Source organism: Xanthobacter luteus, from assembly GCF_040049235.1.
In the GTDB taxonomy this organism is placed as follows: domain Bacteria; phylum Pseudomonadota; class Alphaproteobacteria; order Rhizobiales; family Xanthobacteraceae; genus Xanthobacter.
Genome location: NZ_JBDZDO010000001.1, coordinates 1,257,896 through 1,282,606, shown reverse-complemented (window position 1 = coordinate 1,282,606; position 24,711 = coordinate 1,257,896). Strand labels below are relative to the sequence as shown.

Annotated in this window: 24 protein-coding genes; 13 read left to right on the top strand and 11 right to left on the bottom strand. The window is 71.9% G+C overall.

Features of this window, described 5'->3' with window-relative positions:
• The first annotated feature begins 194 nt into the window (after nucleotides 1-194).
• The 4 genes from ABLE88_RS06260 to ABLE88_RS06245 all read left to right on the top strand — a co-directional run bounded on the left by ABLE88_RS06260 (nucleotide 195) and on the right by ABLE88_RS06245 (nucleotide 7,158).
• Complete coding sequence (locus ABLE88_RS06260; RefSeq protein WP_348830579.1) at nucleotides 195-1,763, top strand: Do family serine endopeptidase; 1,569 nt, start codon at nucleotides 195-197, stop codon at nucleotides 1,761-1,763.
• Nucleotides 1,764-1,954: 191 nt separating this feature from the next.
• Complete coding sequence (locus ABLE88_RS06255) at nucleotides 1,955-2,671, top strand: winged helix-turn-helix domain-containing protein (RefSeq protein WP_348830578.1); 717 nt, start codon at nucleotides 1,955-1,957, stop codon at nucleotides 2,669-2,671.
• 28 nt (nucleotides 2,672-2,699) lie between these two features.
• Nucleotides 2,700-4,094: a sensor histidine kinase gene (locus ABLE88_RS06250; protein WP_348830577.1), complete on the top strand. Its 1,395-nt coding sequence runs from the start codon at nucleotides 2,700-2,702 to the stop codon at nucleotides 4,092-4,094.
• Between the two features lie 94 nt (nucleotides 4,095-4,188).
• The gene (locus ABLE88_RS06245) at nucleotides 4,189-7,158 is read left to right on the top strand and encodes a bifunctional [glutamine synthetase] adenylyltransferase/[glutamine synthetase]-adenylyl-L-tyrosine phosphorylase (protein WP_348830576.1); all 2,970 of its coding nucleotides are present in this window, start codon (nucleotides 4,189-4,191) and stop codon (nucleotides 7,156-7,158) included.
• Between the two features lie 144 nt (nucleotides 7,159-7,302).
• Here ABLE88_RS06245 and ABLE88_RS06240 read toward each other — a convergent pair whose 3' ends face one another.
• Both ABLE88_RS06240 and ABLE88_RS06235 read right to left on the bottom strand, forming a co-directional pair.
• Nucleotides 7,303-7,953 carry a GntR family transcriptional regulator gene (locus ABLE88_RS06240; protein ID WP_348830575.1) on the bottom strand — a complete coding sequence of 217 codons (651 nt, stop codon included), beginning with the start codon at nucleotides 7,951-7,953 and terminating at the stop codon, nucleotides 7,303-7,305.
• A gap of 24 nt (nucleotides 7,954-7,977) precedes the next feature.
• Entirely contained in the window at nucleotides 7,978-8,649 is a 672-nt protein-coding gene (locus tag ABLE88_RS06235) for a DUF4286 family protein (protein ID WP_348830574.1), read from the bottom strand.
• Between the two features lie 76 nt (nucleotides 8,650-8,725).
• Between ABLE88_RS06235 and ABLE88_RS06230 the strand changes: the two genes are divergently transcribed.
• The 4 genes from ABLE88_RS06230 to ABLE88_RS06215 all read left to right on the top strand — a co-directional run bounded on the left by ABLE88_RS06230 (nucleotide 8,726) and on the right by ABLE88_RS06215 (nucleotide 12,959).
• Nucleotides 8,726-9,313, top strand: coding sequence for an amino acid synthesis family protein (locus ABLE88_RS06230; RefSeq protein WP_348830573.1), 588 nt, complete (start codon nucleotides 8,726-8,728; stop codon nucleotides 9,311-9,313).
• Between the two features lie 17 nt (nucleotides 9,314-9,330).
• Nucleotides 9,331-10,527, top strand: a complete 1,197-nt coding sequence (locus ABLE88_RS06225; RefSeq protein ID WP_348830572.1) for an amidohydrolase family protein — start codon at nucleotides 9,331-9,333, stop codon at nucleotides 10,525-10,527.
• Nucleotides 10,528-10,846: 319 nt separating this feature from the next.
• Entirely contained in the window at nucleotides 10,847-11,809 is a 963-nt protein-coding gene (locus ABLE88_RS06220; protein WP_348830571.1) for a Bug family tripartite tricarboxylate transporter substrate binding protein, read from the top strand.
• A 163-nt stretch (nucleotides 11,810-11,972) separates the two neighbouring features.
• The gene (locus ABLE88_RS06215; protein WP_348830570.1) at nucleotides 11,973-12,959 is read left to right on the top strand and encodes a Bug family tripartite tricarboxylate transporter substrate binding protein; all 987 of its coding nucleotides are present in this window, start codon (nucleotides 11,973-11,975) and stop codon (nucleotides 12,957-12,959) included.
• Nucleotides 12,960-12,971: 12 nt separating this feature from the next.
• Here the strand turns inward: ABLE88_RS06215 and radC are convergent, their stop codons facing one another.
• Both radC and map read right to left on the bottom strand, forming a co-directional pair.
• The gene (radC, locus tag ABLE88_RS06210; protein ID WP_348830569.1) at nucleotides 12,972-13,676 is read right to left on the bottom strand and encodes a RadC family protein; all 705 of its coding nucleotides are present in this window, start codon (nucleotides 13,674-13,676) and stop codon (nucleotides 12,972-12,974) included.
• A gap of 10 nt (nucleotides 13,677-13,686) precedes the next feature.
• Nucleotides 13,687-14,514, bottom strand: a complete 828-nt coding sequence (gene map, locus ABLE88_RS06205; protein ID WP_348830568.1) for a type I methionyl aminopeptidase — start codon at nucleotides 14,512-14,514, stop codon at nucleotides 13,687-13,689.
• 214 nt (nucleotides 14,515-14,728) lie between these two features.
• On the opposite strand from map, the gene rnhB reads away from it, so the two are divergent.
• Nucleotides 14,729-15,466 carry a ribonuclease HII gene (rnhB, locus tag ABLE88_RS06200; RefSeq protein WP_348830567.1) on the top strand — a complete coding sequence of 246 codons (738 nt, stop codon included), beginning with the start codon at nucleotides 14,729-14,731 and terminating at the stop codon, nucleotides 15,464-15,466.
• Nucleotides 15,467-15,757: 291 nt separating this feature from the next.
• On the opposite strand, the gene cydB is transcribed toward rnhB, so the two are convergent.
• From cydB to ABLE88_RS06180, 4 genes are all read right to left on the bottom strand, one after another.
• Nucleotides 15,758-16,762, bottom strand: a complete 1,005-nt coding sequence (cydB, locus tag ABLE88_RS06195; RefSeq protein WP_348830566.1) for a cytochrome d ubiquinol oxidase subunit II — start codon at nucleotides 16,760-16,762, stop codon at nucleotides 15,758-15,760.
• A 17-nt stretch (nucleotides 16,763-16,779) separates the two neighbouring features.
• Nucleotides 16,780-18,177, bottom strand: coding sequence for a cytochrome ubiquinol oxidase subunit I (locus ABLE88_RS06190; protein WP_348830565.1), 1,398 nt, complete (start codon nucleotides 18,175-18,177; stop codon nucleotides 16,780-16,782).
• Nucleotides 18,178-18,713: 536 nt separating this feature from the next.
• Nucleotides 18,714-19,136: a SufE family protein gene (locus tag ABLE88_RS06185; RefSeq protein WP_348830564.1), complete on the bottom strand. Its 423-nt coding sequence runs from the start codon at nucleotides 19,134-19,136 to the stop codon at nucleotides 18,714-18,716.
• A 93-nt stretch (nucleotides 19,137-19,229) separates the two neighbouring features.
• Entirely contained in the window at nucleotides 19,230-19,727 is a 498-nt protein-coding gene (locus ABLE88_RS06180) for a DUF5330 domain-containing protein (protein ID WP_348830563.1), read from the bottom strand.
• A 347-nt stretch (nucleotides 19,728-20,074) separates the two neighbouring features.
• Here ABLE88_RS06180 and ABLE88_RS06175 point away from each other — a divergent pair, with 347 nt between their 5' ends.
• The 4 genes from ABLE88_RS06175 to ABLE88_RS06160 all read left to right on the top strand — a co-directional run bounded on the left by ABLE88_RS06175 (nucleotide 20,075) and on the right by ABLE88_RS06160 (nucleotide 22,845).
• The gene (locus ABLE88_RS06175; protein WP_348830562.1) at nucleotides 20,075-21,511 is read left to right on the top strand and encodes a sensor histidine kinase; all 1,437 of its coding nucleotides are present in this window, start codon (nucleotides 20,075-20,077) and stop codon (nucleotides 21,509-21,511) included.
• On the top strand, nucleotides 21,508-22,203 hold the full coding sequence (locus ABLE88_RS06170; protein ID WP_348830561.1) for a peptidoglycan-binding domain-containing protein: 696 nt from the start codon (nucleotides 21,508-21,510) through the stop codon (nucleotides 22,201-22,203). The genes ABLE88_RS06175 and ABLE88_RS06170 overlap by 4 nt, the downstream gene beginning before the upstream one ends.
• The gene (locus tag ABLE88_RS06165; protein WP_348830560.1) at nucleotides 22,203-22,547 is read left to right on the top strand and encodes a DUF1491 family protein; all 345 of its coding nucleotides are present in this window, start codon (nucleotides 22,203-22,205) and stop codon (nucleotides 22,545-22,547) included. Before ABLE88_RS06170 ends, ABLE88_RS06165 begins: the two co-directional genes overlap by 1 nt.
• Before the next feature lie 103 nt (nucleotides 22,548-22,650).
• Entirely contained in the window at nucleotides 22,651-22,845 is a 195-nt protein-coding gene (locus ABLE88_RS06160) for a hypothetical protein (protein ID WP_348830559.1), read from the top strand.
• A 36-nt stretch (nucleotides 22,846-22,881) separates the two neighbouring features.
• Here the strand turns inward: ABLE88_RS06160 and ABLE88_RS06155 are convergent, their stop codons facing one another.
• The 3 genes from ABLE88_RS06155 to ABLE88_RS06145 all read right to left on the bottom strand — a co-directional run bounded on the left by ABLE88_RS06155 (nucleotide 22,882) and on the right by ABLE88_RS06145 (nucleotide 24,707).
• Complete coding sequence (locus ABLE88_RS06155) at nucleotides 22,882-23,511, bottom strand: DUF1254 domain-containing protein (protein WP_348831098.1); 630 nt, start codon at nucleotides 23,509-23,511, stop codon at nucleotides 22,882-22,884.
• 2 nt (nucleotides 23,512-23,513) lie between these two features.
• Nucleotides 23,514-24,089, bottom strand: coding sequence for a DUF1214 domain-containing protein (locus ABLE88_RS06150; RefSeq protein ID WP_348830558.1), 576 nt, complete (start codon nucleotides 24,087-24,089; stop codon nucleotides 23,514-23,516).
• Nucleotides 24,090-24,275: 186 nt separating this feature from the next.
• Nucleotides 24,276-24,707, bottom strand: coding sequence for an acyl-CoA thioesterase (locus ABLE88_RS06145; protein WP_348830557.1), 432 nt, complete (start codon nucleotides 24,705-24,707; stop codon nucleotides 24,276-24,278).
• Between the last annotated feature and the right edge of the window lie 4 nt (nucleotides 24,708-24,711).

The following is a 24,711-nucleotide window of genomic DNA, read 5'->3' as shown; positions in this document are numbered from 1 at the left end:
GAGAGGCGCGGGGGCAAGCGGCATCCGGCCGCCGGCGTTGCCGCCGCCCCGCGCCCTCACCCCCTTGCTCACGCCACCGTGCGCCACATTACGAAACCGTAATCTCCCCGCCAGAGCGCCGTAAGGGTCGCCGCTCTAGCTTGGCTCTCGAACCTGCCCGCACCGGCAGGCCAGCAAGAGAGATCAGCACGCACATGACCCGCTCCGACACCCCCTCTTCCGTGACCAAGCGCCACCGGAAGGCCCTGCTTGCCGGTGTGTTCGGGCTCGCGATCGCCGGCGTCGTGGCCGGCCAATTCGTGCCCCCGGCCAACAGCCCGGCCCTCGCCCAGATCACCACCAGCCAGCCCGCCGGCACCTTCTCCTTCGCCGACATCGTCGAGAAGGTCTCGCCCGCCGTGGTCTCGGTGAAGGTGAAGAAGGACCGCAACGACGCGGTCGCCATGAACGACGACGAGGGCGGCTTCGGCGGCAACGTCCCGCCCCAGATCGAGCAGTTCCTGAAGCGCTTCGGCTTCGGCCAGGGCCCGATGGGTCCGGGCGGCCCCGGCATGGGCCCGCGCGGTCCGCGCGGCCCCGGCGGCCGCGCCGTGGTCGGCCAGGGCTCCGGCTTCATCATCTCCGCCGACGGCTATGTGGTGACCAACAACCACGTGGTGGACGGCGCCGACGAGGTGGACGTGACCGCCACCGACGGCAAGGACTATGTCGCCAAGGTGATCGGCACCGATCCGCGCACCGACGTCGCCCTGCTGAAGATCTCCGGCGTCTCCAACCTGCCGTGGGTGAAGCTCTCCGACACCGCCCCGCGCATCGGCGACTGGGTGATCGCGGTGGGCAACCCGTTCGGCCTCGGCGGCACGGTGACCGCCGGCATCGTCTCGGCCCGCGGCCGCGACATCGGCGCCGGCCCCTATGACGACTTCCTGCAGATCGACGCCCCCATCAACCGGGGCAATTCGGGCGGCCCGACCTTCTCGCTGAACGGCGAGGTGATCGGCATGAACACCGCCATCGTCTCCCCCTCGGGCGGCAATGTGGGCATCGCCTTCGCCATCCCCTCCGAGACCGTGAAGACGGTGGTGGCCCAGCTGCGCGAGAGCGGCTCCGTGGCCCGCGGCTATATCGGCGTGCAGATCCAGCCGGTGACCGAGGAACTCGCCTCCGGCCTCGGCATCAAGGACGCCGAGGGCGCCCTCGTGGCCCAGGTCCAGCCCGACACCCCCGGGGCGAAGGCCGGCCTGAAGAGCGGCGACGTGATCACCAAGGTGAACGGCGAGGTCATCAAGGAGGCCCGCGAGCTCACCCGCAAGGTGGGCATGATGAAGCCCGGCGCCGAGGTGCAGCTCTCGGTGATCCGCGACACCAAGCCGATGGACGTGAAGCTGGTGCTCGGCCAGCTGCCGAACGACAAGGTCGCCGCGCGCAGCGGCAATCAGGACGACGACGACGGCGGCCCGCAGGCCAAGAACCTGCCGCGGCTCGGCCTCCAGCTCGCCCCGGCCAAGTCGGTGCAGGGCGCCGGCTCCGAGGGCGTGGTGGTGACCGGCGTCGATCCCAACGGCGCCGCCGCCCAGCGCGGCGTGAAGACCGGCGACGTGATCCTGAAGGTGGGCGACAAGACCGTCTCCACCGCCAAGGACATCCGCGACGGCCTCGCCGCCGCCAAGGCCGAGAACCGCAAGGCGGTGCTGATCCAGGTGAAGGGCGAGCAGGGCATCCGCTTCGTCGCCATCTCGCTGGACGCCAAGGCGCGCGGCTGAACCCCGTGTTCGACCCAGCCCGGCGCCGCCCTCCTGGCGGTGCCGGGTTGCTTTCCCCATCGGACCCGAGGCGGCCCTATCCCTGTCGCCCCCAGCCGCTTCGGACCGACGGCGCGGGAAGTCTCCAGAGGGCTTCCCGCGCCCCCTCCCGTTCCCAGTGTGGACCTGAAGCGAGGCTCGGCTAGAGTGCCATGATTGCGACTCTCGATCCGGGCACCTCCAATCCCATGCGCCTCCTGCTGGTCGAGGACGACCGCGACGCCGCGGAATATCTGCGCAAGGCCTTCAAGGAGGCCGGCCACGTGGCGGACCTCGCGGCCGACGGCGAGGAGGGCCTCGCTCTGGCGCTCGACGGCAAATACGACGTGATGATCGTCGACCGCATGCTGCCCCAGCGCGACGGCCTGTCCTTGGTGTCCGAGCTGCGCGGGCGCGGGCACACCACGCCGGTGCTCATCCTCTCCGCCCTCGGCCAGGTGGACGACCGGGTCCAGGGCCTGAGGGCCGGCGGCGACGACTATCTGCCCAAGCCCTACGCCTTCACCGAGCTGCTCGCCCGGGTCGAGGCGCTGTCGCGGCGCGGCGCGCCCCAGGCCGCCGAGACGGTCTACAAGGTGGCGGACCTGGAGCTCGACCGGCTGTCCCATTCGGTGACCCGCGGCGGCAAGGAGATCGTGCTCCAGCCGCGCGAGTTCCGCCTGCTCGAATATCTCATGCGCCATGCCGGCCAGGTGGTGACCCGCACCATGCTGCTGGAGAATGTCTGGGACTATCATTTCGACCCCCAGACCAACGTCATCGACGTCCATGTCTCGCGCCTGCGGGCGAAGATCGACAAGGGCTTCGACCCTCAGCTCCTCCATACGGTGCGCGGCGCGGGCTACATGGTGCGCGCGGGGCTGAAATGAGCGCCCGGCCGGGCGCCGGGGGCCGCCCATGAAGGCGTTCGCCAATCTTGCGCGGCTGGTGCGCACCACCGCGTTCAAGCTGCTCGCCGCCTACCTCCTGGTGTTCGCGGTGTTCGCGGTGTCGGTGATCGCCTACACCGCCTGGCACACCCGTCACCTGATCGAGGTGCAGGTGGCGGACGATCTCGACCGCGAGGTGCGCTTCCTGTCCGACCAGTACCGCATCGGCGGCATCCAGCGCCTGGTCTACGTGATCGACCGACGCACCCGCCGGCCGGGCTCGTCCATCTACATGCTGGCCAACTTCCAGGGCGAGGTGATCGCCACCAACGTGTCGGACCTCCCGCTCGGGCTCTTGGACCAGCCGGGCACGCGCTTCACCACCTACAACCGCCCCGACGAGACCGGCGCCAAGAGCCACGTCGCCTTCGTGGCGGTGGACATCCTGCCCGGCGGCTACCGGCTGCTGGTGGGCCGCGACATCGAGGAGCGCGACACCCTGCGGGCGCTCGTCACCCGCCCGGCCCAATGGGCGGTGCTGCTGATCGTCGGGCTCGGCCTTGCCGGCGGCGTGTTCGTGACGCGGCGCGTGCTGAAGCGCATCGACGCCATGACGGCGACCTCCGAGACCATCATGGCCGGCGATTTCACCGGCCGCCTCGCGCTCGCCGGCACCGGCGACGAGTTCGACCGCCTCGCCCATTCGCTCAACGCCATGCTGGAGCGCATCGAGGCCCTCATGCAGGGGCTCAAGGACGTCTCGGACAACATCGCGCACGATCTGAAGACGCCGCTCACGCGCCTCCGGAACCGGGCCGAGGAGGCGCTGCGCACCGCCGCCACCGAGGCGCAGTGGCGCCGGGCGCTGGAGGACACCATCGAGGAGAGCGACGCGCTGATCCGCACCTTCGACGCGCTGCTCATGATCGCCCGCGCCGAGGCCGGCCAGGCGCGGGCGTCCATGAGCGACGTGGACCTCGCGCAGATCACCGAGAACGTCTCCGAGCTCTACGAGCCGCTGGCCGACGAGAAGGGCCTCGACCTCGAGGTCGAGGCCGCCCCGGTGGTGGTGCACGGCGTGCGCGAGCTGCTCGCCCAGGCGCTCTCGAACCTGGTGGACAACGCCATCAAGTACGCTGCCCCGCAGGACGGCGCGCGGCGCCGCATCGCCGTGCGCCTGGCGCGGGAGGGCGGCGAGGCGGTGCTGTCGGTGGCCGACCAGGGGCCGGGCATCCCCGCCGGCGAGCGCGGCCGCGTGGTGGAGCGCTTCGTGCGCCTGGAGGCGAGCCGCACCCGGCCGGGGTCGGGGCTCGGCCTCGCGCTGGTGGCCGCGGTGGCGCACCTGCACGGCGGCAGCCTGGTTCTCTCGGACAACGAGCCCGGCCTCGTGGCGACGCTGCGTCTGCCGGCGAAGCCCGCCTGAGGCGCCGCCGCACCGGGCGCGGCGCCCGCCATGATGCCGATCCCGCGCGCGGGGGCTTGCGCTGCAGCGCGGCCTCGTGCCTTTAGGTCGCGAAATGCACGCGCCCCACGAACCGGATTCGCCCGGCCTCCTGCCGCTCGCGTCGCTGATGCGGGAAGCCCCGGTGGTTGCCGATCATCAGGCGGCAAAGCTTAAGCTTTCCCAGGCCACGGAGCGGTTGGATCCGGAGGCCGCGGCGGCGCTCGCCACGCTGCTTGCGGGTCACCCCTTCGCCTTGGCGGCCTGCCTCGGCCTCGCCGAGGGCTCGCCGTTCCTGCTCGACCTCGTGCGCGCCGAGCCGGGGCGCCTGGTGCGCGCGCTCGGCCGCGACCCCTTCGCCCATCTGGGGGCGCTCACCGCGGGCGCGCGCGCGGTGGCCGAAGCGACGCAGGACGAGGCCGAGGTCATGCGCGCGTTGCGCCGCATGCGCGCGGAGGCGGCGCTCACCATCGCGCTCGCCGACATCGGCGGCGCCTTCGATCTCGATCAGGTCACCGGCGCGCTGGCGGACGTGGCCGACACCGCGGTGCGCGCGGCGCTGGCGTTCCTTTTGAAGGACGCCGCGCGCGCGGGCAAGATCGCCCCCGAGGCCGCCGTTCCGGGCGGGCCGAGCGGGCTCGCGGTGATCGCCATGGGCAAGCACGGCGCGCGCGAGCTCAATTATTCGAGCGACATCGACCTGGTGGTGGTCTACGACCGCGAGCAGGCGCCGCTGGCGGCGGGCCTCGAGCCCTCGCCGTTCTTCGTGCGCATCACCAAGGGGCTGGTGCGGCTGATCCAGGAGCGCACCGCGGACGGCTACGTGCTGCGCGTCGACCTGCGGCTGCGGCCCGATCCCGGTTCCACCCAGGTCGCGCTCTCCACCCATGCCGCGCTCGCTTATTACGAGCGCGAGGGCGCCACCTGGGAGCGCGCCGCCTATATCAAGGCGCGCGCGGTGGCCGGCGACCTGGAGGTCGGCCGCGCCTTCCTCGCCGAGCTGTCGCCGTTCGTGTGGCGCCGGGTGCTGGACTTCCAGGCGATCGCCGACGTCCACGCCATGAAGCGCGAGATCCATGCCTTCCGCGGCCACGACGTGGTGGCGGTGGAGGGCCACAACGTGAAGCTCGGGCGCGGCGGCATCCGCGAGATCGAGTTCTTCGTCCAGACCCAGCAGCTGATCGCCGGCGGGCGCGACCCGATGCTGCGCGCCTCGCGCACCCTCGATGCGCTCGACGCGCTGGTGGAGCACCGCTGGATCGCCCCGAAGGTGCGCGACGAGCTGAAGGAGGCCTATTGCTTCCTGCGCCGGGTCGAGCACCGCATCCAGATGGTGGCGGATGCCCAGAGCCACGAGCTGCCCGAGAGCCGGCAGGCCATGGAGGGCTTCGCCCATTTCATGGGCTACGCCGACCGCGACACCTTCGCCGCCGCTCTGGTGGAGCGCCTGCAGACCGTGCAGCGCCACTACGCCCAATTGTTCGAGGACGCCCCGCCGCCCGCCGCCTTGAGCGAGGCGCTGGTGTTCCCGGCCGGCGAGAATGACCGCCAGACCCTCGCTTCGCTCGCCCGGCTCGGTTTCCGCGACCCGGCGGCGGCGAGCGCCATCGTGCGCGGCTGGCTCGTGGGCGGCCCGCGGGCGCTGAAGACCGAGGCGGCGCGCGCCCATCTCGCCCGCATCGCGCCGCTGTTCCTGGAGGCGCTGGCGCGCGGCGGCGATCCCGACGGCGCGCTGATCGCCGCCGACCGCTTCCTCGCCGAACTGCCCGGGCCGCGCCTGCTCGCCGCGCTCGACCGGCACCCGGACCTGGTGCGCCTGCTCGCCACCATCCTCACCGCCGCCCCGCGCCTCGGCGAGACGCTGGCGCGCCGGCCCTCGCTCACCGACGCGCTGCTCGACCCCGCTTTCTTCGACGTGCTGCCCGGGGAGGAGGAGCTCAAGGCCCGCCTCGATCACCTGCTCGACACCGCCGCCACCGACGAGGAGCAGTTCGACCGCGCCCGGCGCTTCCGCCAGGAGCAGCACGTGCTGATCGGCGTGCGCATCGCCTCCGGCACGCTGCCGGCGGCGCGCGCGGGCGAGGCCTATGCCCGGCTCGCCGAGGTCATCATCCGCGCGCTGTTCCAGCGGGTGCGCGCGCGCTTCGCCGAGACCCACGGCCACATGGCCGGCGGGCGCGCCGCCGTGGTGGCCATGGGCAAGCTCGGCGGGCGCGAGATGACGGCGGGCTCCGACCTCGATCTGATCGTGCTCTACGACTATGCCGGCGGCAGCGACGCCCTGTCGGACGGCGCGCGCCCGCTCGCCGGGGCGCAGTATTTCGCCCGCTTCACCCAGCGCCTGGTCTCGGCGCTCACCGCGCTCACCAATGCCGGCAAGCTCTACGACGTGGACCTCCGGCTGCGTCCCTCGGGGCGCTCGGGGCCGCTGGCGACGCGGCTCTCCTCGTTCGAGACCTACCAGTTCGAGGAGGCCTGGACCTGGGAGCACATGGCGCTCACCCGCGCCCGTGTGGTCGCCGCCGAGGCGGATTTCGGCATCGCCGTGGGCCGCGTGGTCCACGCCATCATGGCGCGCCCGCGCGACCGGCGCCGGCTCGCCGGCGACATCCTCGACATGCGCCGCGCCATCGCCGCCGAGAAGGGCGAGGACGACCGCTGGAATCTGAAGCACGCCGCGGGCGGGCAGGTGGACGTGGAGTTCCTCGCCCAATATCTGGTGCTGGCCTTTGCCGCCGAGCATCCCGAGGTGGTGGACACCGCGACGGCGCGCGTGCTGGGCGCCGCCGGGCGGCTCGGCCTGCTGGAGCCGGAGGACGCCCAGGTGCTGATCCGCGCCTGCCGGCTCTACCAGGACCTGACCCAGGTGCTGCGCCTCGCGGTGGACGCCCATGTGGTGCCGCTCGATGCCAGCCCGGCGCTGCGGGCGCTGCTCGCCCGCGCCGGCGAGATGCCCGACTTCGCGACCTTCGAGGCGCATCTGGTGGACACCCAGGCCAAGGTGCGGGAGATCTTCACCCGGCTCCTGGAGGCCGAGGCCGGCTAGGCCCCGATCGGCGCAAATGAACCCACCGCGCGGTTCCGGTGATCGGCGAGGCCCCCGCCCGCGCGATCGCTCCGGGCGGTCGCCGGCTGGGCGCATGCGCGCCTCACGGGCCGGCGGCGGCGGCCTGCCGCCCCGCGCGGGAGATCAGGCGTCGGTGCCCTCGAAGGCGTGGCGCGCGGCGAGGTGGGCCTGCTCCACATGCCGCACGGCGGCGGCGCGGGCGGCCTCGGGGTCGGCCTTCTCGACCGCATCGAGGATGGCCTTCATCTCCTCGTGGCTCTTCTTGCCGCGCCCCGGCAGGGACATGGAGCGCGCGCGCAGGAAGTTGATGCGCGCGTTGAGGCTCTGGAGGGTCTCCTCGATGATGCGGTTGCCGCACACCCTTGTGATCTCGCGGTAGAAATCGGCGGTGGCGGCGATCCGGCCCTCGGCGTCGTCGCCGCGCACCGCCTTGGCGAAGGCGGCGAGCGCGCCCGCCATCTTCTTCACGTCGGCCGGCGCGGCCTTGCGCGCGCACAGCGCCGCCGCCTCGCCCTCCAGCAGCGCGCGCACCTGGTAGATCTCGCTCGCATGCTCGAGGGTCAGGATCGGCACCTGCGGCCCGCGGTTCGGGATCATCGAGACCAGGCGCTCGGCCTCCAGACTCCGCAGGGCCTCGCGCACCGAGGGGCGCGAGACGCCGAGCATGCCGCACAGCTCCACCTCCACCAGCCGGTCGCCCGGCTTGAAGATGCCGGCGATGATGGCCGAGCGCAGCTTCTCCACCGCCTGCTGCTGGACGGTCTTGGGGGACACGCGGAGATCGGAAGGGCGCACGGTTCAACCTCGACCCAGCTGACGCGGACCATGACGCCGGAAGACGGCGTAGTTCGCCTTGAACCAGGGGTTGGCCGCAAGGCGCGCGCGCCATTCCGTCTGGCGTGCCATCTCGCGCTCCGGGGAGGCGAGGGCGCGCGAATCGGCAAGATAATGCAATGCCAGATGGGTATAGGGCTCGGGCACCCCGTCGGCAACACGCATGCGCCGCACCATCAGCCAGTCGGGGCAGGCCATCAGCATCGGGATGTGCTCGCTTTCGTACCAGGCGTCGAACTCGCCTTCCGCTTCCTTCGGCACGGTGAAGGAGACGGCGTAGAGCACCGGCGCGTCGATCGGATCGAAGGCGCCGGGCTGGGACCGCTCGAAGGTCTGGTCGCACAGATAGCGGGTGAAGCCGGAAACGTTCTTCAGCATCCAGGCGGTGAGCTCGGAGGGCTGCTCCTTCACCACCTTGTAGGCCGGCGAGGACATCACGCCGAGGTTCGCCATCTCGTACACCGCGAGATAGCCCTTGCCGTCCTCGCGGGCGTAGCGCTGCGCGCTGGCGAAGCCGGGGCACGCCATGCGCACCGGGATGTGCTCCTCGTCGTACCAGCGGTGAAACTTGTCCTCGAAGTCGGGACCGGGCGTCATTTCGGAGAACAGGATCGACGGCGCTTTCGCTTGCATCATGGATCTTCCGATTGACAAATTGTCTGACAAAGTCATAGTCAGACGACCGCTGAAGTCAAGCCTTCGAGAGATCCGCATGCAGCTCAATGTGCGCCGAACCATCGTCACCGTGGAAGATCGCAGCGAGGCGGAAGGGCGCAAGGCGGCCGTGCCCGTGCGCAAGGCGGCGGTGGTCGCGATCGTCGAGAATCCGTTCGCCGGCAAGGGCTATGTGGAGGACCTCGGGCCGCTGATCGAGGCCAGCGTGCCGCTCGGCCGCATGATCGCCAAGCTCGCGGTCGAGGCGCTCGCGCCGTTCGAGGTGCAGAGCTACGGCAAGGGCGGCATCGTCGGCCTCGCCGGCGCCCAGGAGCACGCCAACGCGCTGCTCACCACCGCCTTCGCCAACCCGATCCGCGACGCCATCGGCGGCGCCGACGCCTGGATCTCGTCCATGACCAAGGTCGCCGCGCCCGGCACGATGATCGACGTGCCCATGAACCACAAGGACGACGTCTACGTGCGCTCCCATTATGACGGCATGTCGGTGGTGGTGCCGGACGGCCCGCAGCCGGACGAGGTGGCGATCATCTTCTGCCTCGCCAGCGGCGGGCGCCAGAACGCGCGGGTGGGCGGCATGACCCACGACGAGGTGGTGGCGCGCAAGGCCAAGGCCTCCGTCTGAGCAGGGAGGACGCGCCCATGCGCACGGCGATCGTCAATCTCGGCCGGATCGTCTCCGGCGACCTGTCGGCTCCGCTCATAGCGGGCGACGCCATCCTCATGGCCGACGGCCGGATCGCGGCGGTGGGCACGCTCGATGCCGCCGCCCTCGATGCCTGCGACGTGGTGATCGACGCCGGCGGCGCGACCGCCATGCCCGGCCTGATCGATTCCCACGTCCACATCACCTTCGGCGACTACACCCCGCGCCAGAAGACCGTCGGCTTCCTGGAGAGCTACGTCCATGGCGGGGTGACCTGCGCCATCAGCGCCTCCGAGGTCCACGTGCCCGGCCGCCCGAAGGACGTCGCCGGGGTGAAGGCGCTCGCGGTCGCCGCCATGAAGTGCTTCGAGACCTACCGGCCGGGCGGCATGCGCGTGCATGCCGGCTCGCTGATCCTGGAGCCGGGGCTCACCGGGGCGGACTTCGCCGAGCTGGCAAAGCTCGGCGTGTGGATGGTGAAGGCCGGCTTCGGCGCCTTCGCCACGCCCTACGACTACGCCCCCCTGGTGGCCATGGCGCGGGCGCACGGCATGGTCTCCATGGTGCACACCGGCGGCTCGTCCATCCCCGGCTCGTCGGGCATCTGGGCCGACCATGTGCTGAAGATCGATCCCGACGTGTCGTACCATGTGAATGGCGGCCCCACCGCCATTCCGGACGCCGACTTCCCGCGCCTCGTGAACGAGAGCGCGGTCGCCATGCAGGTGTGCACCGCCGGCAATCTGCGCACCACATTGCTGGTGGGCAAGCTGCTCGCCGAAGCGGGGCGCATGGACCGGCTGCTGATCGCCACCGACACCCCCACCGGCAGCGGGATCATGCCGCTCGGCATGTTCTACACCATCAGCCATCTCGCCTCGCTCGGCGGCGTCGCGCCGGAGATCGCCATCGCCGCGGCGACCGGCAACAATGCCCGCGTCTACCGGCTGAACAACGGCGTCATCGCTCCGGGCCGCGACGCCGACGTGGTGGTGATCGACGCCTGCGCCGGCGGCTCGCAGAACGATGCCCTGGCCGGGCTCGCGAACGGCGACGTGCCGGCGGTGGGCGCGGTGGTGACGGCGGGCGTGCCGCGCGTGGTCGGCCGCTCGCGCAACACCCCCGAGACCATCCGGAAGGTGCGCGTGGTAAAGAACACCGTGCCGCAGGACTTCGGCGGCGCCGGCCACTGACCGGCCCGGCGCGGTGAGATAGGCCGCGCCCGCCCCAGCCCCTGGACGATCGACAGCGACCGCCGGCCCGAGGCATCGGGCGCGGCGGCTTCGCCATGTCTGCGCGCCCCGTCCGCGCCCCGTGCCGCGGGCTGTGCCTGTCGCGCCGGGCAGGGCCAAGAACGCGTCCGGGATGGGCAGTTCGGCTTCCCATTCTGGCGCGGAACGAGGCGAATGCTGAAAAAATTAGCTTCGATCCGTAGGCATATTGACAGGGGTGCGGATGCACATGAAGATTGTCTGACGTTCATATTTTCAGATGACCAGAGGGACCAAACACATGAGCTGGAAATATGCTCTCGCGCTGCTGCCGCCGCTCCTCGCCCCATTGGCGGCGCAGGCGCAGGACTTCCCCACCAAGCCGGTGACGCTGGTGGTGCCCTACGCGCCCGGCGGCTCGTCCGACATCATGGGCCGCAGCCTGGCGCAGAAGCTCTCGGAGATGTGGAAGCAGCCGGTGGTGGTGGAGAACAAGCCCGGCGCCACCACCACGGTCGGCACCGCCTACACCGCCAAGCAGCCGGCGGACGGCTACACGATGATGATCGCGCCGCCGCCCTTCATCATCACCCAGCACGTCTATCCGGACCTGCCTTATTCCACCGACAAGAGCTTCGATCCGGTCTCGCTGGTCGCCTATTACCCGCTGGTGCTGGTGGTGAACGCCGATCTGCCCATCAAGACCATGAAGGAGCTGGTGGAATATGCGCGCAAGAATCCCGGCCTGACCTATCCCTCGCCGGGCGCCGGCACCACGCCGCATTTGATCGGCGAGATGCTGGCGCAGCAGGAGAAGCTGGACCTCGTGCACGTGCCCTACAAGAGCGGCGGGCAGGGCGTGGTGGACCTGGTGGCGGGCCGGCTGCAATTTTATGCCGGGGTGCCCACCGAGGTGATGCCCAACATCAAGGCCGGCAAGCTGCGCCCGATCGCCGTTCTCGCCCCCACGCGCTCCGACCAGCTTCCCGACGTGCCGACCTCCACCGAGGCGGGCTTTCCCTTCCTCCAGGCCCAGTCCTGGACCACGGTTGTGGTGCCCAAGGGCACGCCGAAGGCGATCGTCGACAAGATGAGCGCCGACATCGCCAAGGTCACCGCCGACCCCGAGCTGCGCGGCCGCATGATGCCCCAGGGCGCGGTGTTCGTGGGCTCCACCCCGGCCGAGCTGGCGCAGTTCTACAAAAACGAGGACGCCCGCTTCGGCCCGCTGGTGAAGGCCATCGGCCTCAAGCCCGACAAGTGATCCGCCCCGCGCCCCGGCCGCCGGCCGGGCGCGGCGCCGGCACCTGACGCGACCGATGCGACGTTGCGCGCGGCGCCCCGCCTGGGGCGCCGGACGGCGCGCCTGTGCCCGCACGAAGGCGGCCGCCTTCGCGGGCGAAACCCGAACCTTCCAGGGGATGACCATGCTGAAGACCATCGCCCGCGCCGGCCTGTGCGCGCCGCTCGCCGCGCTCGCGCTGTTCGCCGCGCCGCAGACCGCCGCCGCGCAGGACTTTCCCACCCGGCCGGTGCACCTGATCGTCCCGTTCGCGCCCGGCGGCGTCACCGACATCGCCGCGCGGGTGGTGGGCCAGAAGCTCGCCGAGACGTGGGGCCAGCAGGTGGTGGTGGAGAACCGGCCCGGCGCCGGCGGCACCATCGGCGTCGACGCGGCGGTGCGCGCCGCGCCGGACGGCTACACCCTGCTGATGGCCACCAACGGCGAGATCACCATCAACCCGGCGCTCTACAAGAACCTGACCCACGATCCGCAGAAGGATCTGATCCCCATCGCCATGGTGACCAATACGCCGCTGCTGTGGGCGGCGAACGCGAATGCGCCTTATTCCTCGCTGGTGGAGTTCATCGCCGCCGCCAAGGCCAAGCCCGGCGACATCGCCTATTCCTCGCCCGGCGCCGGCACCATGAACCACCTGACCGCCGAATGGTTCGCCACGCTCACCGGCACCAAGCTGCTGCACGTGCCCTACAAGGGCGGCGCGCCGGCGGCGGCCGCCATCGCCGGTGGCGAGGTGCCGGTGAGCGTGCTCGCGGTCTCCTCCGCTCTGCCGCACGTGAAGTCCGGCAAGGTCAAGGTGCTGGGCATGACCACGCAGGCGCGCACCCAGCTCGCCCCCGACTGGCCCTCGGCGCGCGAGGCCGGCATCGCCGACTTCGACGCCTCGATCTGGGTCGGCCTGTTCGCCCCCAAGGGCACGCCGGCGGACATCGTCGCCAAGGTGACGACGGACCTCAAGGCGGCGCTCGCCGACCCGGCGGTGGTGGCGCGCCTCAACACCGCCGGCGCCGAGGCGGTGGGGCTCGACGGCCCGGCCTTCCTCGCCCGCATCAAGGCCGACACGGCGCGCTATGGCGCGATCGTCAAGGCCGCCGGGATCGAGATCAACTGAGGCGGCGGCAGCTCAGATCAGCCTGAGGCCCTTCAGGCTCGCGTGCCCGTCCTTGCCGACGATGATGTGGTCGTGCACCTCGATGCCGAGCGGCTTGGCCACCTCGATGATCTTGCGCGTCATGTCGATGTCGGCGCGCGAGGGCGTCGGGTCGCCCGAGGGGTGGTTGTGGCACAGGATGATGGCGGAGGCCGACACCTCCAGCGCGCGCTTGACCACCTCGCGGGGATAGACCGGGGCGTGGTCGACGGTGCCGGTCTGGAGCACCTCGTCGGTGATCAGCTGGTTGCGCTTGTCGAGGAACAGCACGCGCACCTGTTCGCGGTCCTGGAACGCCATGGCGGTGCGGCAATAATCGAGCACCGCGCTCCACGAGGACAAGGCCGGCCGCCGCTTCACCTGGCCCTTGGCGAGGCGCTGGGCGGCCGCCTCCACCACCTTCAGCTCGGTGATGATGGCCTGCTTCACGCCTGGGATCTCGGCGAGCAGGCTGGGCGGGGCGGCGATCACCTCGGCGAACGAGCCGAAGCGGTCCACCAGGACCTTCGCCAGCGGCTTCACGTCGCGCCGCGGCACGGCGCGGAACAGCACCAGTTCGAGCAGCTCGTAGTCGGCGAGCGCCTCGGGGCCGGCCTCGCGGAAACGCTCGCGCAGCCGGTCGCGGTGCCCGTGGAAGTGGGGGGCCTCGGCGACGCCGTCCTCGGGCTCCTCCGCCATGGCGCGCCTGTCAGGCGATCTTGTAGGGCGGCTTGTGATAGCCCTTCGGACTCAAGGTGAAGATCTCCACCCCGGTCTCGGTGACGCCGACCGCGTGCTCGAACTGGGCGGACAGCGAGCGGTCGCGCGTCACCGCGGTCCAGCCGTCCGAGAGCACCTTCACATGCGGGCGCCCCAGATTGATCATCGGCTCCACGGTGAAGATCATGCCGGGCACCAGCTGCGGGCCCTCGCCGCGCCGGCCCACATGGACGATGTTGGGCTCGTCGTGGAACACCTGGCCGACGCCGTGGCCGCAGAAGTCGCGCACCACGCTCATGTGCTGCGGCTCGACGAATTCCTGGATCGCCGCGCCGATGTCGCCGACATGGCCGCCGGGGCGGATCGCGGCGATGCCGCGCATCATGGATTCGTAGGTCACGTCCAGCAGCCGCTCCGCGCGGCGCGGGATCGCGCCGATGGCGAACATGCGGCTCGAATCCCCGTACCAGCCGTCGAGCACCAGCGTCACGTCCACGTTGACGATGTCGCCTTCGCGCAGCGGCCGGGCATTGGGCATGCCGTGGCACACCACATGGTTGAGGGAGGTGCACACCGAATAGCGGTAGCCGCGATACATCAGCGTCGCCGGATAGGCGCCGTGGTCCATGGCGAAGTCGAAGATCAGCTTGTCGATGGCCTCGGTGGTGACGCCGGGGCGCACCAACTCGGCCACCGCGTCGAGCGCGCTGGCGGTGAGTTGTCCGGCCCGGCGCATGCCGGCGAAGCCGTCGGCGCCGTAAAGCTTGATGTGTCCGGTCTTGCGGAGCGGCGCGCTGGCCGCTGCTACGTAGCTCATCGATCCTGCCTTCCGGCCGCCCTCGCCGCCTTGTTCAGGCACCAGATTTAGGCCAAGCGGGCGGCAAAGCAAGCCTTGCGCGCGCGAGGCGCCGCCTGCCGGCGCGCGCGGGGAGGCGCGGCGGGCGCTGGCCCTGTGCTATGGAGGAGATGCGGGCCGCTTCCGCCCGCCGATTCAGGTCCGCCCATCCCGGTCCGCCGATCCAGGTCCGCCCATGCCGCCGAAGCCGCCCGCCACCCTCAAGACCGCCGAAGGCGCCGCGCGCCGCGGGCGCGCGCTGGCCGGCGGCGCCAGGGCGCCCGCCAAGGGGCCCGCCAAGGGGCTCGGCTTCCGCCGTGAGGCGGCGCTGCTCGCGGCCGGCCACCTGCCGGTGGCGGGCGCCGACGAGGTGGGGCGCGGCCCGCTCGCCGGACCGGTGGTGGCCGCCGCCGTGATCCTCGATCCGGCGCGGGTGCCGCGGGGCCTCGACGATTCCAAGAAGCTGCCGAAGCTACGGCGGGAAGCGCTCTATCTCGAGATCTGCGCCACCGCGCACGTGGCCGTGAGCCTCGCCCCGCCGGCGCGCATCGACCGCGACAACATCCGCCAGGCCACCTTGTGGGCGCTCGCCAATGCGGTGCGCGCGCTGCCCCTCAAGCCCGCCTTCGTGCTGGTGGACGGCAACGACCCGCCGTCTTTGCCGTGTCCGGTGGAGGCGATCATCGGCGGCGACGGGCTCATCGCCTCGATCGCCGCCGCCTCCATTGTCGCCAAGGTGACGCGCGACCGGCTGATGGCGCAATTGGGGTTGAGCTTTCCCGATTACGGCTTCGAGCGCCACATGGGCTACGGCACGCCCGAGCACGGCGCGGCGCTGGTGCGGCACGGGCCGTGCATCCACCACCGCCGCTCGTTCGCGCCGGTGCGCGAGCAGCAGCTCGGCTTGTTCGCGGCCGAGGACGTGCCGGAATAGGCTTCGGCCCATGGCCCGAACGCCGGACTGTGTCCTGGCAGAAGGCTGAACCTTTTGCCCCCGGCGCGCGCTCCGGCAGAGGGAGCGCCTTCGCGCGAGGCCAGACCCCTCTGCGCGGCGGGAGAGGGCAGGGCGGGGGCGCGCCGCCGTCCGATGCGGGTTACCCCTGTCGACCTCCGCCCGCATGCCGGCGCCGGTCGGCCCCGAAGCGCGATCCGGCCCCATGGAACAGCGCCGCGCCGCCATGGCGTCGGTGCCGCCGGCCCTCGCCGTGCACGGCCCGGCGGAGGCTCAGTGGTAGCCCTCGCCCTCGCGCACCTTGCCGCGGAAGATCCAGTACACGAACACGATATAGCCGAGCACCACCGGCAGCAGGAAGATCACGCCGAACAGCATGAGGATCTGGCTCGGCGCCGCGGCGGCGGTCTGCCACACGGTGAGCGAGGGCGGCACGAGATACGGAAAGGTGGAGATCGCGAGCCCCAAAAAGCCCAGCAGGAACAGCCCCACCGTGCCGAAGAACGGCAGCATCTCCTTGCCCTCCTTCAGCCAGCGCCAGACCAGATAGGCGACGAGAGCGGTGACGATCGGCACCGGCGCCAGGAAGAACAGGTTGGGGGTGGAGAACCAGCGCACCGCGATGCGGTCGAAGGCGAGCGGGGTCCACAGGCTGACCGCCGCCATGAAGGCGAGCACCATATAGAGCAGCGCCAGCGCCTGGGCGCGGGCGCGATCGGCGATCGCGCCCTCGGTCTTGATGAGCAGCCAGGTGGCGCCCAGCAGCGCATAGCCCGCCACCACGCCGAGCCCGCACAGGAGCGCGAACGGCGTCGCCCAGTCGAGCGGCCCGCCGGCGAACTGGCCGTTGGCCACCGTGATGCCCTGCACCAGGCCGCCGAGGATCACCCCCTGGCAGAAGGCGGCCACCACCGAGCCGCCGGAGAAGGCGAAGTTCCACCATTTGCGGCTCGTCATCGCAACCCAGCGGAACTCGAAGGCGACGCCGCGGAACACCAGCGCCAGCAGCATGACGATGACCGGCAGATAGAGCGCCGGCATCACCACCGCATAGGCCTGGGGGAAGGCGACCCACAAGCCGCCGCCGCCGAGCACGAGCCAGGTCTCGTTGCCGTCCCAGAACGGCGCCACCGTGTTCATCATGGTGTCGCGCTGCTTCTCCTCCTTGGCGAAGGGAAACAGAATGCCGATGCCCAGGTCGAAGCCGTCGAGGATCACGTACATGATCACCGCGACGCCGATGATCAGGCCCCATATGACGGGCAGATACCATTCCATGGTCCGCTCCTGTGCCTTTATTCGCCGGGGGTGATCTGTCCTTCGCCGTGGGCGGCGGCCAGGGGCCGGCTGGGACGCTCCTTGCGGGGCGGCTCGATCAGCGTGCCGCCCGGACCCTTCACGATCAGCCGGTTCATGAAATAGAGGCCGGTGGCGAAGACGATGGTGTAGACGATCACGAACAGCACCAGCGTCACCGCCACGCTCCAGCCGGTCACCGGCGAGACCGCGTCGGCGGTGCGCAGCACGCCTTGCACCACCCAGGGCTGGCGGCCCTGCTCGGTGACGATCCAGCCGGACAGGATGGCGATGAAGCCGAGCGGCCAGGACAGCGAGGCCGACCACAGGTACCAGCGGGTCTCGAACACCTTGCGGCGCCACAGGAGGAAGGCGCCGACCCAGCCGAACAGGATCATCACCACGCCGACGCCCACCATGGCGCGGAAGCCGAAGAACGGGCCGATCACCGGCGGCCGGTCCTGCGGCGCGAAGTCCTTGAGGCCCGGGAACAGCCCGCTGAGCGAGTGGGTGATCATCAGCGAGGCGCCGCCGGGGATCGAGATCTCGAACAGGTTCTTCTCGGCCTTCTCGTCGGGCCAGGCGAACAGCACCAGGGGGGCAGGCTTGGAGCTGTCCCAGTGGGCCTCGATGGCGGCGATCTTGGCCGGCTGGTATTTGGCGGTGTTGAGGCCGTGGGCGTCGCCCACGAAGGCCTGGATCGGGCCGACCACGGCGAGCATGCCGATCGCCATCACCATCATCACCTTGGCCTCTTCCTCGAACCGGCCGGCGAGCAGATAGCGCGCGCCCACCGCCAGCACCACCAGCGAGGTGGTGAGATAGGCGGCCAGCAGCATGTGCGGCAGCCGGTGCAGGAAGAAGCTCGGGTTGAAGATGATGTCCAGCCAGTCGAGCGGGTAGGCGACGCCGGCGCGGATCTCGAAGCCGGCGGGGGTCTGCATCCAGCTGTTGGCGGACAGGATCCAGAACGCCGACATGAAGGTGCCGAACGCGACCACGCAGGTGGACAGCACGTGCAGCCACGCCGGCACCCGGTTCCAGCCGAACAGCATGATGCCGAGGAAGGTGGCCTCCAGGAAGAAGGCGGTCAGCACCTCGAAGCCGATCAGCGGCGCGATCACCGATCCCACCACTTCGGAGAAGCGGCTCCAATTGGTGCCGAACTGGTAGGACAGCACGATGCCCGACACCACGCCCATGGCGAACGAGACCGCGAAGATCTTGGTCCAGTAGCGCGCCAGGCGGTGGAACACCTCGCGCCCGGTCTTCAGCCACAGCAGCTCCAGCGTGGCGATGAACGCCGACAGGCCGATGGTGAAGCTCGGGAAGATGATGTGGAAGGAGACGGTGAACGCGAACTGGATGCGTGCGAGAGTGACCGGATCGAGATCCATTGCCGGCTCCTTCATTGTCGCGACGGCCAGCCCCCTGCGATTTGCACGGGCTCCGGATGCCGCTCTTGCGCGCCGGGCCGCCGCCCGCGGCCACGGGGGCCGGTCTCGGGAAGCGCGCCCAATCCTTCGCTGCGGACCCATGGCGGCGTTGCGCGCGCCGCGGTTCAGGTCCGGATGTCATCGGCGGCGCGCCCCGGGATCGTCCCGGCGCGGCGCCGGCCCCGCGGATCGTGCTCTAACTTATTGAGTAGATACGAATTCACTGCCCGTGGCGAATCGCTTGGGCGACGCGCCCCGGGCGGATCCGGCTCTGACCGACGCGCCTTCGAGACATTCCAAATCTGCTGCGGACGGACCATAGCCAAGTCCGGCGGCGCCGTCGATGCCCGCGGGTGCTCCGGCCGGCCGACCGGTGCCGGGGCGCCGCCCGCCGACCCTGGCGGGCGCTGGCTTTTTCCGCCGGCGCGACCTTGGAGCGGTCAGCTTGCCGCAGGCCCAATGGGGGAGGGGCGGCGCGGCCGGCCGCGCCGCCCGCCTCAGGCGGCGGCGTGCGCGGCGCGGGCGTAGCCGCGGATGCGATCCACCATGGATCTCAGGCCGTTGGAGCGCTGCGGCGTCAAGTGACCCTCGAGGCCGATCCGGCGGAAGATGGCGAGCACGTCGGTCTCCAGGATCTCCTGCGCGGTGCGGCCGGAAGTCAGCGCCAGCAGCACGGCGACGAGGCCGCGCACGATGTGGGCGTCCGAATCGCCCTCGAACTCCAGCACCTCGCCCGCCGGCCCGGTCTTGCGCCGGCACACCAGCCACACCTGGCTGGCGCAGCCCTGCACCTTGTTGGCATCGGTGCGCTCCGCCTCGGGGAAAGGCGGCAGCGCGCGGCCGAGCTCGATCAGATGGCGGTACCGGTCCTCCCAGTCGTCCAGGAACTCGAAGTCGGCGATCAGGTCCTCGACATCCATGAAGCTCGATCCCTTCCGGCGGTCCGGCGGCGTCGCGGGCACGCCGGGGCGGCCTTCAGGGCGACACTATACCGGCATCGCCGGCCGGTGTCCTCACGCCGGGCGGCGCGGGGGCAGGGGCGCGGAGGCGGGCGCGGGCACCGCGGCCGGCACCGCCCGCGCCGGCGGCGTCGCGTGGAGGTTGCCGCCGCCGCCCCAGGCCGGCAGGAGGTCCTGCGGCGTCAGATCGAGCTGGCCGGCGGAGGGCAGGCGCGCCGGATCGAGGCCGGCGGCGCTGGCGGCGGGCGCGGGCGCGCCGCCGGATTTGGCGAGGTCCTGGGCCGGCTCCGGGGCGCGGGCCTCGCCCACCGCCTCGTAGAGCCACTTGGCGCCGACCTGCGCCTTCTCCTTGAAATGGACCGCCATCTGCCCGCCCACGTCGCAAGCCTGGGGCTGGCGGTCGCAGAAGCCGCGCGCGTCGGCGATCACCGCCTGCACCAGCCCGATGGCCTCGAACACGCTCACGTCGCGCCCGCTCTCCCCCTTCAGCCCGAGGGGCAGCAGCGCCAGCACGATGGCGACCAGGAAGCCCATGCGCAAAAGGAAGAACATGTCCGCCTCGTTGACGCCCGCGATCCAGTTGCGAGCCCTGTGATCATACCAGAGGCGGGGCCTTCGCCGAGGCCCCGCGGGCGCGACTTTTAAAGACATCGTTAACGCTGGGGGCAGGTCGCCGGCGGGCCGCTTAGCATTGCTTAAACGGTGCGGCGCCAAGCTCCGGACCGAGGCGGAGGCCGCGCATGCGCGCCGCCGCTCGGCCGAGACGGCCGGCCGGGCTCGCCGGCCGGGCCGGCCCGGGCTCCGCGGATCCAAGAGGGGGGCAGAGGGGCGCCGTGCCGCTTTTCACCTATGATCGTTCGCGCAGGCTCCGCGCGCCCGCCGGCGCGGGGCGGGACCGCATGGGGCGGCTCGCCCGCCTCGGGCGGCTCGCCGCCGCCATCCTCGGCGCCCTCGCTCTGGTGGCGACCTCGAGCGCGGGCGCGGTGTTCCTCGCCGAGGCGGCGGGGCTCGCCTCGGGCGCGCTCGCCGACGCCTTCTTCCTGTTCGGCGCCGGCCTGGTCTGCGCCGCGCTCGCCGCCGTGGCGCGCGGCCTCGCCGCCGCCGCCGCCCAGGTGAGCCGGCGCGAGGCCGACGACGACGCGCTGCTCGTCACCCGCCACAACCGCCAGGGCGCCGCGCTCGCCGTGGAGCGGCGCGACGGCCCGTTCCTCGATGCCCCGTCCGGTGCCGCCGCCTGCGGCGCGACGTTCCCCGGCCGCCCGGCCGCCGCCGATGCGGGCGCCGGCCTGCTGGGCCAGGGCGTCTATGCGCGCATCCTGGTGGCCGACCGCCCGGCCTTCCTGTCGGCGCTGGCGGTGGCCGCGCGCGGCGTGCCCGCCACCTGCGACCTCCGGGCGCGCGCCGCGGCCGGCGGGCCGCCGGCCTTCCTGCCGTTCGAGGTGCGCCTGCTGCCGGCGCGCCGGGGCGAGGTGCGCTGCATCTGGCGCGCGGCCAGCGCCCACAAGGCGCGGGCCGAGGAGGAGGCGCGCGCCCGCGCCGAGGCCGAGGCCGCCAACGCCGCCAAGAGCCGCTTCCTCGCCGCCATGAGCCACGAGCTGCGCACCCCGCTCAATGCCATCATCGGCTTCTCGGAGATCCTCGCCACCGAGGCAAGCGGCCCCATGGATGCCGCCCGCAAGGCCGACTATGCCCGCATCATCCACGACAGCGGCCGCCACCTGCTCGGCCTCGTCAACGACATCCTCGATCTGTCGCGGGTGGAGGCCGGAGCCTACCAGCTGGATTTCGAGCCGGTGGACGCCGCCGAGCTGGTGTCGGGCTGCGTGGAGATGATGCAGGTGGAGGCCGCGCGCCGCGCCGTCGCCATCCGCGCCGGGCTCGGCGCGCGGCTGCCAAAGGTGGAGGCGGACCGGCGCGCGCTGCGGCAGATCCTGATCAACCTGATCGCCAATGCGGTGAAATTCACGCCCGACGGCGGCCGGGTCCAGGTGGTGCTGCGCACCGAGGCCGAGCGCCTCTGCGTGCGCGTGCGCGACAGCGGGCCCGGCATGGGGCCGGAGGAGCTGAAGCGCCTCGGCGAGCCGTTCTTCCAGGCCGGCGACGCCGACCAGCGGGCGCGCGGCTCCGGCCTCGGCCTCGCCGTGGTGAAGGGGCTCATCGGGCTTCACGGCGGCAGCTTCGAGGTCGACAGCGTGCTCGGCCGCGGCACCTGCGTCACCGTGCGCCTGCCGCTCGCCCGCCCGGCGCGCGACGGGGTGGACGCTCCGACAGGCGAGGTGGTGGCGCCCTTCGCGCCGCGCGCCGGCACCGAACATTCCGCCCGGAGGACCGCATGACGCCCCACGGCCTTGCGCACGACATGACCGATTTCGCCGAACCGTCCGACGTCTCGCCCGAGCCTGCGGCGCCGGGCGGCGGGCGGCGCCTGAAGGCGGCGGACTTCGCCGCCGGCGCGCTGCTCGCCGCGCTCAGCATCGCCGTCGCAGTGAACGCCTTGGTGCTGCAGGGCCCGGGCGGCGGCGCGCCGGTCCCGCCGCGGCGCCCGGCGGCCGAGGCCGCGCCGGATCGGACCAAGGCCGCCAAGGTCGTCGCGCCGGCGCCCGCCGCCGCGCCCGCGCCGGCCCATCCGGCGCCGGTGGGGGGCGCCACCGAGGGCTCGCTCGGCTATCTCGTCATGCGCAGCACCGGCAGCCCGCCGCCCGCCGCGCCCGGCCCCGCGCCCGCGCCGCGCGCCCAGGCCGAAAGCGTGCGGCGCCCGCTCGCCGCGGTGGGGACCGCGCCGGTGCCCGAGGTGACGGGGGCGGTGCGCCCGCCGGCGGAGCTGCCCGCCAACGGGCGCGTGCTCTCGGTGCAGAAGGCGCTGTCGCGCATCGGCTACGGCCCCATCAAGGCGGACGGGCGCCCCGGCGCCGAGACGCGGCTCGCCATCCAGCGCTTCCAGCGCGACCGCAACCTGCCGGCGGACGGGGAGATCTCGGACCGCCTGGTGCGCGAACTGGCCGCCGTCACCGGCACGGCGGTCTACTGATGCGGCTCAAGAGCGCCATCTTCGTCTCCGCTTTGCTGCGGCGCGCCAGCGTCGAGGGCGCGTTCGGCGTGGTGGCGCGGCGCGGCGCCGAGGAGGCGGGGGCCATCTTCGTCAAGGTGGTGGCCCCGGACGGCACCGCCGCGCTCTACGGCCCCGCCCCCCAGACCGCCTTCGACGAGGCCTACCCCGCCGACCGCAAGTTCGTGGAGATGGTGCCGCCGGGCCGCCCCGAGGCGGAGGCGGACGCGCGCATCGCCCGCGAGGCGAAGTTCGACCCCGACATCTTCGTGGTGGCGATCGAGGACCGCGACGGCCGCCATTTCCTCGACGTGGTGCCCCTGTGACGGCGTGCCCGCGCCGACGTGGTTAATGGGTCGTTAAGGTTCAGGAAACCATAACGGCCCGAAACGCGTTGTTCGTGGGCTTGCCATGAAGAGGACGAGGGGCATGAGCACGGTCATTCTGTTCAGCGCGGCGCGGCGACGGCGTGAGGCCGCGCTCGCGCCGGAGCGTCCGGCACCGCTTTCCGGGCCGAAGGTGGTGATCCTGCCGGTGGTGCGCATCGAGCGCCATGCCGCGCCGGACGATGGCGGGAGCGCAGCGCGCGGCGCCGTTCCCGACTGGGGCCGCAAGGTCCACTGAGCCGCCGAGGAGCGCGGCCGACGCGCAATGCCGGCGTCAGCCGGCCTCGCCGCAGCCCGCCGCCTCGAGCTGCTTGCGCACCCCGGCGCGCAGGCCCCGTTCGCGCACGAATGCCCGCACCATCACCACGCCCTCGGTCGTCGGCGAGACGATCACCAGCCGGTCCGCGGCGGTGATCTCCTCGTCCTCCGGCAGCGCCGCTTTCTGGGCCGGGGTCATGAGGTCCAGCTCCACCACCGCGCCCGCCGCCTGGTCGCTCAGCGCGTAGAAAGCGAGGCCCTCGGCGGTGTAGAACGAGACCGAGGTGTAGTCGGCGGTGGCCGGCACGCGCACCTTCAGCGGCCGCTGCGTGAGGTCGTAGAGGCATACCGCCGAGACGAACGCCGGGTCCATCATCGGCAGCACGCTCTCCTGCGGCGTCGGGTCCGCCAGCATCACCATCTGGTTGCTCTCGGCGAGCTCCGACAGCCGGGCATAGGCGTTGCGCTCCGCCAGCGCCGGCATGGCGAGGATGGAGATGATGTGGGCGATGCCCGCCAGCACCACCGCCACCGCCGCCGACAACAGGATGCCGGCCGGCCAGCGCGCCAGCCGCGCCCACAGGCTTTCCACCCGGCGGCGCGCCGGGCCGGCGGGGGGCAGGCGGTGCCGCAAAGCGTCGATCATGCTCACAGGCAGGCCTCCCGCTCGATGCGCGGCAGCGCCATGGCATCGCCCGCGCCCGAGGCGAAGGAGAACGGCGCATCGTAGAGCCGCAGCACCACCTTCACCCGGCTGCGCGCGCCGGTGGGCAGCCAATTGCCCGCGCGAGCCCGCGGCGACAGGCGCACGTCGATGGCGCCGCTGTCGGAATAGACCACCTCGGCGCTGGTGAAGCCGTAGCGCCCGGCGTCGTTGGGGATGAGACGCCCGTCCGCGTCCATGAGGGTGAGCGTCCACAGCCGCGCCTGGGGCAGCACGCCGACGATGCGGGTGACGCAGCGTCCGTCGATCGGCCGGCCCTGATCGTCGCTGCTGGCGAGGAACAGCAGGCCGTCCGCGAGCTCGATGGGCAGTTCGCCCGAGCGGGCGAGCGCCGCGCGGGCATAGGGATCGGCCTTCACCGTGCCGGCGCGCGGCCAGCCCTGCCAGGGGCCGGAGCGCACCACGTCGAGCCCCCGGCTCTCGGTGACGGCGAACCAGGTCACGCCGAGCCCGAGCACGGTGGCGGCGAGGAGGGTGAAGGCGAGCGGCAGCAGGCGCACCGAAAAGGTCCTACACGAGAGAACGCGCAGATCGCGCTGCGCGGCAATCCGATCGGATGACGCGGCCGCGACCACCGCCCGCCAGGCGGATGACCGGTCGGGCGCGCCCTCGCGCCTTGATAGAACAAAAACACGCGCCGGGAAAAGGCGGGCCGCTCCTCGCCGCCCGCGACCGCCCGAAGGCGGTCAGGACAAGGCGCCGAGGTGGGCGGCGAGATCGGGCGGCAATAGCGTGGAGCGGCGCGTCTGCCGGTCCACCAGCACCATCACCGTCTCGGCGGTGGCGACGCACCTCTTGTCCTGGTAGAGCGCCTGCTCGAGGGTGAGCGAGCTGCGGCCGACCTTCACCACCCGCGTGCCCACCTCCACCGTGCCGGGCCAGATCAGTTCGGCGCGGAAGTCGAGCACGATGCGCGCCAGCGAGAAGAAGGTGCCGTCCGGCGCCATGGGCCGGTCGCCCGTCCGCAGGAGCTGGGTGCGACCGGTCTCCAGATAGGTGGAGAACACCGCATTGTTCACATGGCCCAGCATGTCGGTGTCGCCGAAGCGGATGGTGTCGAAGGCGCGCACCGGAAAGCTGTCGAGGGTGGGCAAAGGCGGCTTCTCGCGATCGGTCACGGCA